Source organism: Streptomyces sp. (assembly GCF_031178505.1).
Lineage (GTDB): Bacteria > Actinomycetota > Actinomycetes > Streptomycetales > Streptomycetaceae > Streptomyces > Streptomyces gulbargensis.
Map to the genome: position 1 here is coordinate 1 of NZ_JAPSIW010000257.1, position 8,424 is coordinate 8,424.

Here is an 8,424-nt window from a genome sequence, read left to right on the forward strand (position 1 = left end):
GAGCCGGTCGGCGAGCGCGCCGCCGACCAGGAACATGCCCTGCTGGGAGAGGTTGCGGGCGCCGAGGACCAGCCCCACCGCCCAGGCCGCCATGCCGAGACCGTCCGCGAGGTGCGCGGCCAGGAAGGGCATGAGCATGTAGAAGCCGAGGTTGATGGTGAGCTGGTTGAGGAACAGCAGCCGGACGGCCGGTTCGAAGGAACGGCTCTGCTTCCAGATGCCGCCCTTGGGCGGCGCGGCGGTGGCGCTCAACGGGTCCGCCCCGTCCGTCCGGCCCGGTCCGCGCCGGAGGGACCGGGGAGACCCGGGAGACCGGACCGGCCGGTGGCACGGTCGGTGTCGCGCGGGCCAGGGCCCCGGTCCGTACCGCAGACACCGGGGGTCCGGGGGCCCAGGACCGCCGGCGGGTGCGGCCGCGCGGCCCCGTGGGCCCGCCGCTCCGCCCGGTTCAGGACCCTGCGCGTCCAGCCGTCGACGCGCTCGGCGCTCACGTACGGCGCCGGCTCCTCGCGCACCGGGCCGTCGAGGAGGCCGTGCGCCGCGCAGAACTCGTCGTTGAAGACGGTGTCGAAGTACCGCTGCGGCCCGTCCGGGAAGACGGCCGCGATCCGGGTCCCGCGCGGCCGGGTCCGGGCGAGCCACCCCGCGACCAGCGCGACCGCGCCCACGCTCCAGCCGCCGGTCGCGAACTGGCGCGCGGCCAGGCGGCGGGCCGACCGCACGGCCTCCGCCGGGCCGACCCAGTGGACCTCGTCGAAGGCCGCGTGGTCCACGTTCGCCGGGTGGATGGAGGAGCCGAGGCCCCGCATGAGCCGCTCGCCGGCCGGAAGGCCGAAGACGGTGGAGTTCACGGAGTCGACGCCGACCAGTTCCAGGGCCGGGCTGCTGGTGGCGCGCAGCGCGCGGGCGATGCCGGCCGAGTGGCCGCCGGTGCCGACCGCGCAGACCAGCACGTCGATCCGGTCGAGCTGGTCGGAGAGTTCGGCGGCGAGCCCGGTGTAGGCACCGGGGTTGTCGGGGTTCCCGTACTGGTCGGGGCACCAGGCCCCGTCGAGGTCGGCGAGCAGTTCGGCGACCCGGTCCTTCCGCGCCTGCTGCCAGCCGCCGTGCGGACTGGGCTCGGGCACGACGTGGACGCGGGCCCCGTGGGCGACGAGCATCCGCTCGACGATCGGTTCGAGGCCGGGGTCGGTGACGACGTGCACGGGGTGGCCGTGGAGGACGCCCGCGAGGGCGAGTCCCAGACCGAGGGTGCCGGAGGTCGACTCGACGATGGGCGCGCCGGGGCGCAGCTGCCCGCGCCGCCGGGCCTGTTCGACCATGTGGAGGGCGGCGCGGTCCTTGATGCCGCCGAAATTGAAGCCTTCGAGCTTGGCCCAGTAGCCGTCGTCCGTCCACAGGACGGGCGTGTTGCCGACGGTCTGACCGGCGATGCCGGGCGGCGGCGGGTACAGGGGCAGGGTCATGGGGGGTACGTCCTTGGAGTGAGTACGCCGGAAGGAAGCCTTGCCGTGTCCGGGGCCGTACGCGCGGCGCCCGGGGCGACCCGAGGGGGCGCCCCAGTGGTCGTACGGCGGCAGGGCTCAGTTCCGGTTCACTCCGAGGGCGATGAGCAGGTGCCCGGGCGCGGGCCCGGGGCCCGCCCGGTCCCGTACGCGGGCGCGCGGGACGGCGGGGAACAGCGCGTCGTGCGCGACGAGCGGCGCTCCGGCCGTGTCCGGGGCGGTGAGCTGGGGGCCGGCGGGAGTCTGCGCCGCCGGCAGATGGACGTCGTGCGGCAGCCCGCCGTCGCCGCCCTCGTGACAGCCGTGCGTGGGCGTCCCGGGCACGGGGGACGCGGAGGGGGCGGGCGCCCCGGAGTGGACGGCAGCCGTGACGGGGGCGGTGGCCCGGGCGCCGGGTCCGGCAGCCGTGACGGGGAAGGCGCCGGGGGCCCGGTCGGCGGCTGCGGCGGCCGCGACGTGGGCCGGAACCGAGGGTGGAAGGGCGGCCGGGAGCGCGTGGCCGTGCGCCCCGTGGCAGATCCCGGCGAAGAGGGCGAGCACCGTGAGCAGCAGCAGGAGGGCGGGCGCCCGCCGTCCTGCCTGTCCCCGCGTGATCGCCACGCGGTCCGCCCCACCGGTCCCGTCACTCATGGTGCGCGCGAGACTACGGCGCGCGCCTGGTGGCGGGCAAAGGGACGGGCCCTGTTCCGGCCAGCGTTTACTTCGGGACGGTCGCTACAGGTTGCGCTCGGCGAAGACCTTCAGCGCGTCCCGCACCAGGATCGCCGTGCCCTCGCCGTGCCGGTCGTAGTTGGCCGTGAAACGCGGGTCGTCGACGTACATCTGGCCGAGGCCGATCACGTACTCCTTGCTCGGCGCCGTCGTGGCCGACAGCCAGTCGCAGTGCCGCCGGGCGAGCGCCTGCACCTCCGCGGAGTCCGCGGCGAGTCCGGCCCGCGCCGCCGCCGCGAAGCCGCGGGCGATGTCCTTCTGCTCGTCCATGAACGCCTTCTTCTCCGCGTCGCTCAGCGACCGCCACCAGCGGTCCCCCCGCTCGTACGCGTCCCGGCCCCAGCGTTCGGTGACCTCCGCCTCGTACCGCGTGTGGTCGAAGCCGTCGAAGACTTCCTCCGCCATCAGTTCCTCTCCTCTCTCGGTTCTGTGGAGAGTGGTCCGCACGGCCTCGATCTGCCGGCCGATGCGCTCCCGTTCCCGCTCCAGCAGGCGCAGGTGGGTACGGAGGGCGGCGGGGGTGTCCCGCTGCCCTTCGAGGACCTCGGCGATCGCGGGCAGCGACAGGCCCAGCTCCCTCAGGAGCAGGATGCGCTGCAGCCGCACGAGCGACGCCTGGTCGTAGTACCGGTAACCGTTCGCGCCGATCCGGCTCGGTTCCAGCAGCCCCAGCTCGCCGTAGTGGCGGAGCGTACGGCTGGTGGTACCGGCCTTCCTGGCGATCTCCTGGATCGACCACTCCATGACGGAGACGCTAGAACTTGACGTTGCGTAAAGGTCAAACGCCGCTCGGGCGGTTCTCTTCGAGCGGCCGGCGCAGGGCGGGCACGGAACGCCGAAGGCCCGGATCCGTTTCCGGATCCGGGCCTTCGGGCTACTGAGTAGCGGGGACAGGATTTGAACCTGCGACCTCTGGGTTATGAGCCCAGCGAGCTACCGAGCTGCTCCACCCCGCGTCGGTGAACACCACACTACGGCATGGAGGAGCGAACACGGAAATCGGTTTCCGTCAGCACCCGCAGTCGGCGGATTCCGCCGGTGCCGTGAGGGTGTCCGGGGCCTGCCGCGCGGGGCCCTCCCAGGTCTCGTACGGGAAGCCCTCCCGGGCCCAGTACTCGAAGCCGCCGAGCATCTCCTTCACCTGGAAACCGAGCTGCGCGAGGGCGAGCGCGGCGCGCGTGGCACCGTTGCAGCCGGGGCCCCAGCAGTACGTGACGACGGGGACGGCCTTGTCGAGGAGCCGCTCGGCCTGCTCGGGGATGAGCGCGGTCGGCAGGTGGACCGCGCCGGGGATGTGGCCCTGGTCCCAGGAGGCGGTCGAGCGGGAGTCCAGGAGGACGAAGCCGGGGTCGCCGCCGTCGGCGAGCGCGGCGGCCACGTCGGAGACGTCCGCGTGGAAGGCGAGGCTCGCGGAGAAGTGGGCCACCGCGGCGGCCGGGGAGGCCGGCGGGGTGCGGAGAACGGCATTGACCTGCGGCGTTGTCGTCGTCATGGTGATCAATCTACGGATGCTGAGCACGGGCCTGAAGAAGCGTTCCCCGGCGGTCGGCGGCTCCGGCCGGGGATTCCCGGGCGTTCGACGCGGAGCGGCGTGGATCTCACGGAACGGACCTGGCAGGGATGCGCGGGTCTTCCCGGGGCCGTGTCACATCCACGGGTTTCGATCCGTCATGACGCATGACGGGACACGGAGGGGGAGTCCGAGGGATGGATGAGCGCATGGGTACGGCGGTGGGTGGCCCGGGCGGCCGGCCCGGGCACGGAGGCGGGCACGAGGAGGCGCTGGCCCTGCGGTTCGAGGCCGACCGGCGGCACCTGCGGGCCGTGGCGTACCGGATGCTGGGCTCGCTGAGCGAGGCCGAGGACGCCGTGCAGGAGACCTGGTTCAAGCTCAGCCGCAGCGATGTGAGCGGGGTCACCAACCTCAGCGGCTGGCTCACGACGGTGGTCGGCCGCGTCTGCCTGGACATGCTGCGCTCGCGCGGCTCGCGCCGCGAGGACCCGCTGGAGTTCCACGTCCCCGACCCCGTGGTCCGGGCCGCCGACACCACCGACCCGGAGCGCGCGGCGGAACTCACCGAGTCCGTCGGCCTCGCGCTGCTGATCGTCCTGGAGACCCTGTCACCGGCGGAGCGGCTCGCTTTCGTGCTGCACGACATGTTCGCCGTCTCCTTCGACGAGATCGCGCGGATCGTGGACCGCAGCCCGGCCGCCACCCGCCAGCTCGCCAGCCGGGCCCGCCGCCGGGTGCAGGACGCCTCCCCCGGGCCGGGGCCGGACGCCCGGCGCCAGCGGGAGATCGCCGACGCCTTCCGGGCCGCCGCGAACGCCGGTGACTTCGAGGGCCTGCTCGCCGTCCTCGACCCGGACGTGGTGCTGCGGGCCGACAGCGGCGGCCTCGCGGCCTCCCGGCTGGTACGGGGCGCCGAGGCCGTCATCGCGCAGGCCGTCACGTACTCGAAGTTCCGCCACGCGGTCCTGCCGGTCGTCGTCAACGGCGCGCCCGGCTTCCTGTCGGTCGTCGACGGGCGGCCCGGCTCGATGCTGTCGTTCACCATCGCCGGGGACCGCGTCGTCGGCCTCCAGGTCCTCGCCGACCCGGCCCGCCTCGCCGCGCTCCCGTTCACGGAGGAGGACCTGGCGCGGGCGAGCTGAGCGGTGGGGCCGGGCCGGTCCCGTACGGCTCCGGGGCGGCCGCGCGGGGGTCAGCGGGAGCCGGCTCCTCCCGCGCCCCGGGCCGCCGTCCAGGAGGCGACCGCCGTCAGGGAGGCGGCGGCGCTGGCGACGCCCAGGACGGCGCCCGCGGCGACGTCGCCGGGGTAGTGGACGCCCGTGTGGACGCGGGAGTACGCCACCGCCGTCGCGAGGGCCCACAGCGGCGCCGCCGCCGGGGGCAGCGTGGCGCCCACGGCCGTGGCGAAGGCGACCGCCGAGGCGGTGTGCCCGGAGGGGAACGAGGCGGAGTCGGGCATGGGCACGTGCCGGCCCGCCACCACCCGGGCCGCCTCGCGGTCGGGGCGGGGCCTGCGGACGAGACGCTTGCCCAGCAGGTTGGCAGAGGCGGAGGCGACGGCGACGGCCCCGGCGCCCACGAGCGCGGCCCGGCGGGGCCGGCCGGGGGCGAGGGCCAGGAGCGCGGCGACCGAGAAGGAGATCTTGGAGTGGTCGGCGGCGGTGGAGAGCCGGCGCAGGGCCGCGTCGAGCGTCGGGGTGGCGGTGCCGGCCACGGCCGCGTACACGGCGCCGTCCACGGCCCGCAGGTCCCGCAGGACCGCCCGCGCGGTCCCGGCCCAGCCCTGGGCCTCCTTCCGCCGCCCCCCGGCGTACCCGGAGCCGGGGTCGGGGGCCTGTCCGCCGTACCCGGGACGGGGGTCGGGGTCCTGGCCGCCGTGGCCGTGGGTCTTCGGGTCCGTCATGCGCCGCTCCTTGCCGAGGGTGGGTTGCCGAGCGCGAGCCGGAGGATCCGCCGCCAGTCCAGGGGCGGCGGCGGGGGCGTGGTCCCCGGCCGGTCGCGCGGTACACGTACCCGCAGAGCGCGGGGACGCAGCACGCACACCACGGGTGTCGGGAGGTTCAGCGCCTCACCGTCCACGGCGACGGCGATGCTGCCGGTGCCGTCGGCGGTGCCGTTCCCGGTGACCTCGACCCGCCGGGCCGTCAGGACGTTCAGGGCCTCCGACTGGGTGCCCCGGACGGCGAGTTCGGCGGCCTGGACCGCACCTTCCACCCGGATGCCGATGACCCCGAGCCGGCCGCCGTCGAGCCGTGGCCGCTGGGCGGCGCCCGGCGCGAACGGATCGGGGGTGGCGTAGGGGTTGTTGCTGACGAGGAGCGCCTGCTGCGCAGGAAGCCGCTTGCCGTCGGCCCGCGCGTCGAGCCGCGCGCCCGCCCCGCCCTGGAGGAGGTCCGGGAGCAGCTCGATGGCGGTGCCCGCCTTGGCGTCCCGGTACTCCGGGTGCTGGACGACGTCCGCGTACACGCCGAAGGAGACCGTGTTCACGAACGGCCGGCCGGAGACGGAGCCCAGGTCCACACGGAGTTCCTCGCCGTCGGTCAGGGCGTCCAGGCAGGCGGCGGGGTCGGTGCGGTCGAGCCCCAGGTCCAGGGCGAAGTGGTTGCGGGTGCCCGCCGAGATCACCAGGAACGGCAGGTCGTGCTCGGCGGCCACGGCGGCGACCAGCGCCTGCGTACCGTCGCCACCGGCCACGCCGAGCAGGTCGGCCCCTTCGGCGACGGCGCCGCGCGCCAGCGCCTCGACGTCGTTCTCCCGCTCCGGATCGATGAGGATCACGCGGGCGCCGAGCTTCTCCGCCCGCTCGACGAGCCCGAACCGGCCGACCTTCCCGCCGCCCGACTTCGGGTTCATGATGAGCACCGGCCGCAGGGGCCGCCGCGCGGGCACGCCCCGGACCGTCCTGGGCCCCTCGCCGGGCCGGCGCAGCGCGGACCGGGCGCAGCCGAGGGCCACGGCCCACAGGGCGAGCGAGACGAGGGCGACCACCCACACGCCGCCGAGGACGTACAGGGCGAGGACCGCGGCGGGCGACCCGACCGCCAGAACCGCCCCCAGCAGCCGCAGGAGGCCGCGGTGCGCGACGAACCACCACAGCCCGACGGCCGCGGCGGCGAGCCCCGCCAGACCGCTCAGCAGTATCAGGAAACCCACGCTGCCCAGCGCCGCCAGCAGCACCACCACGGCACCACCCGCGGCCGCCAGCGCGCACCGGGCCAGTCTCCGGGCCGTCCCCGCCGGATCACCGGGACCGCGCGCCGTCACCGTACTCACCCGCCACCTCCACCCTCCAGGTTCGCCCACGCCCCCGCACCGCCGTGCGGATGGGACCGCACCCGGCCCTCACCCGCGGCCGGTCCGCGCGGCCCCCGGACGCACATGGAGCGTGTGGGCGTCACTCCCCGCCGGGGCGCCACCTCCGGGCCTGCCGGACGGCGACACGGGAGGCCCAGACCCACAGGAACGCACCGACCACGAATACCACGCCGATCGTCGCCGCGATCAGCTCACCGGTGACGGAGGACTCGCCGTGCGCACCGACCGGAGCCGCGAGCGCGGCGGCGACGGCGGTACCCGCGGTCGCGGCGACGGCGAGCGGGGCGAGCACCGACCAGGCCGCGCTCGTACGGAAGACGCGCAGCCCTCCGGTGAGGACGGCCAGGGGGGCGAGGGCGCGGCCCTGGCGCAGGAACTCCGCCATGGCGGCGAGGCCGGTGGTGAGGGCGAGCACCGCGATGCCGGCCATGCCGAACAGGGCGCTCCAGCGGCCCTGGTCACGGTTGGGGACGCCCGCGGTGAGCTGGTCCTCGCCCGGCGTCCGGACGACCGCGCCGCGCGGGAACACCTCGTGCGACCACCGCTTGAGGGCGGGTACGGAGAGGGATTTCCCGTCGGGCCGCAGAACGGCGAGGGTCGCGCCGCCGTCGTCGGACGCGGCGCGTTCCGCCAGTGTCCGGGCGTCGGTCCGGCGGAGGACGAGCGCCGTGTCGGGGCGGGGGGTCCACCGGAGCAGCTCGCGCAGCCTCGGGTCCGCCGGGGGGCCGTCGACACGCGTCTCCCGGGCGGGGCAGGGCAGGCGCAGGGCGGTCAGGGCGGCGCAGTCGCCGTGCAGGGTCGAAGCGGTGCCCCGGTCGCCGGGCGGTGTCAGCAGGACGGCTCGCGTGCCGGGCACGCCGGCGAGGAAAGCGGCCACGGCGGAGGCGGGTGTCTCCCCGCGGATGCCGACGGTGACCAGGCTCCGGCCGACACGGTCGAGGCTCCGCCTCGCCTCGGCGGTCTGCGTGCCGAACAGCCCCTGCCACGCGACGGCCTGCATGAAGACGATGAGCGCGACCGAGACGCCGGTGACGAGGCGGGCGGTTCCGCCGGGGTGGGCGGCCGTACGGCGGCCCGCCACGAGCGTCCCGGGCAGACCGGACGCCCGCCCCCGGCGGGCCAGCAGATGTCCGGCCTTCGCGGTGACGGTCGCGAGGGCGGCCGGGAGGGTCAGGACCGTGAGGGCGATGCCCGTCCAGCTGGTGAGCGTGCGCAGCGCGGTGTCCGGTGCGAAGAGGTCGGGGCCCCGCACTGCCAGGACGACCGCGAGGGGGCACACCACGGCCAGCCGCGGCAGCCACCTGCCCCGTGCGGTGGCGCGCGGCCGGGTTCCGGACCCGTTCCGGCCCGGGAGGAGGTCGGCGGCCACCACCGCCGCCT

7 protein-coding genes, 1 tRNA gene and 2 pseudogenes are annotated in these 8,424 nt (G+C 75.9%); 1 reads left to right on the forward strand and 9 read right to left on the reverse strand.

What is annotated here, in order from left to right:
• The 6 genes and pseudogenes from RIF68_RS18205 to RIF68_RS18230 form a co-directional block, all read right to left on the reverse strand.
• Positions 1–252, reverse strand: a pseudogene (locus RIF68_RS18205) (MFS transporter); the annotation flags it as partial.
• Positions 249–1,466 (reverse strand): PLP-dependent cysteine synthase family protein, encoded by a 1,218-nt coding sequence (locus RIF68_RS18210; RefSeq protein WP_309052328.1) that lies wholly within the window; start codon positions 1,464–1,466, stop codon positions 249–251. The pseudogene RIF68_RS18205 and the gene RIF68_RS18210, both read right to left, overlap by 4 nt.
• A 117-nt stretch (positions 1,467–1,583) precedes the next feature.
• Entirely contained in the window at positions 1,584–2,105 is a 522-nt protein-coding gene (locus tag RIF68_RS18215; protein WP_309052329.1) for a hypothetical protein, read from the reverse strand.
• A gap of 114 nt (positions 2,106–2,219) precedes the next feature.
• Complete coding sequence (locus tag RIF68_RS18220) at positions 2,220–2,960, reverse strand: MerR family transcriptional regulator (RefSeq protein WP_309052330.1); 741 nt, start codon at positions 2,958–2,960, stop codon at positions 2,220–2,222.
• A gap of 138 nt (positions 2,961–3,098) precedes the next feature.
• Positions 3,099–3,172 (reverse strand) — tRNA-Met (locus RIF68_RS18225).
• A 53-nt stretch (positions 3,173–3,225) separates the two neighbouring features.
• The gene (locus tag RIF68_RS18230) at positions 3,226–3,708 is read right to left on the reverse strand and encodes a rhodanese-like domain-containing protein (RefSeq protein WP_309052331.1); all 483 of its coding nucleotides are present in this window, start codon (positions 3,706–3,708) and stop codon (positions 3,226–3,228) included.
• 227 nt (positions 3,709–3,935) lie between these two features.
• Between RIF68_RS18230 and RIF68_RS18235 the strand changes: the two genes are divergently transcribed.
• Positions 3,936–4,871, forward strand: a complete 936-nt coding sequence (locus RIF68_RS18235) for a sigma-70 family RNA polymerase sigma factor (RefSeq protein WP_309052334.1) — start codon at positions 3,936–3,938, stop codon at positions 4,869–4,871.
• Positions 4,872–4,921: 50 nt separating this feature from the next.
• Here RIF68_RS18235 and RIF68_RS18240 read toward each other — a convergent pair whose 3' ends face one another.
• The 3 genes and pseudogenes from RIF68_RS18240 to RIF68_RS18250 all read right to left on the reverse strand — a co-directional run.
• Entirely contained in the window at positions 4,922–5,632 is a 711-nt protein-coding gene (locus tag RIF68_RS18240) for a phosphatase PAP2 family protein (RefSeq protein ID WP_309052332.1), read from the reverse strand.
• The gene (locus RIF68_RS18245) at positions 5,629–7,002 is read right to left on the reverse strand and encodes a diacylglycerol kinase family protein (RefSeq protein ID WP_309052333.1); all 1,374 of its coding nucleotides are present in this window, start codon (positions 7,000–7,002) and stop codon (positions 5,629–5,631) included. Before RIF68_RS18245 ends, RIF68_RS18240 begins: the two co-directional genes overlap by 4 nt.
• A gap of 121 nt (positions 7,003–7,123) precedes the next feature.
• Positions 7,124–8,424 (reverse strand): annotated as a pseudogene (locus RIF68_RS18250) (ABC transporter permease); the annotation flags it as partial.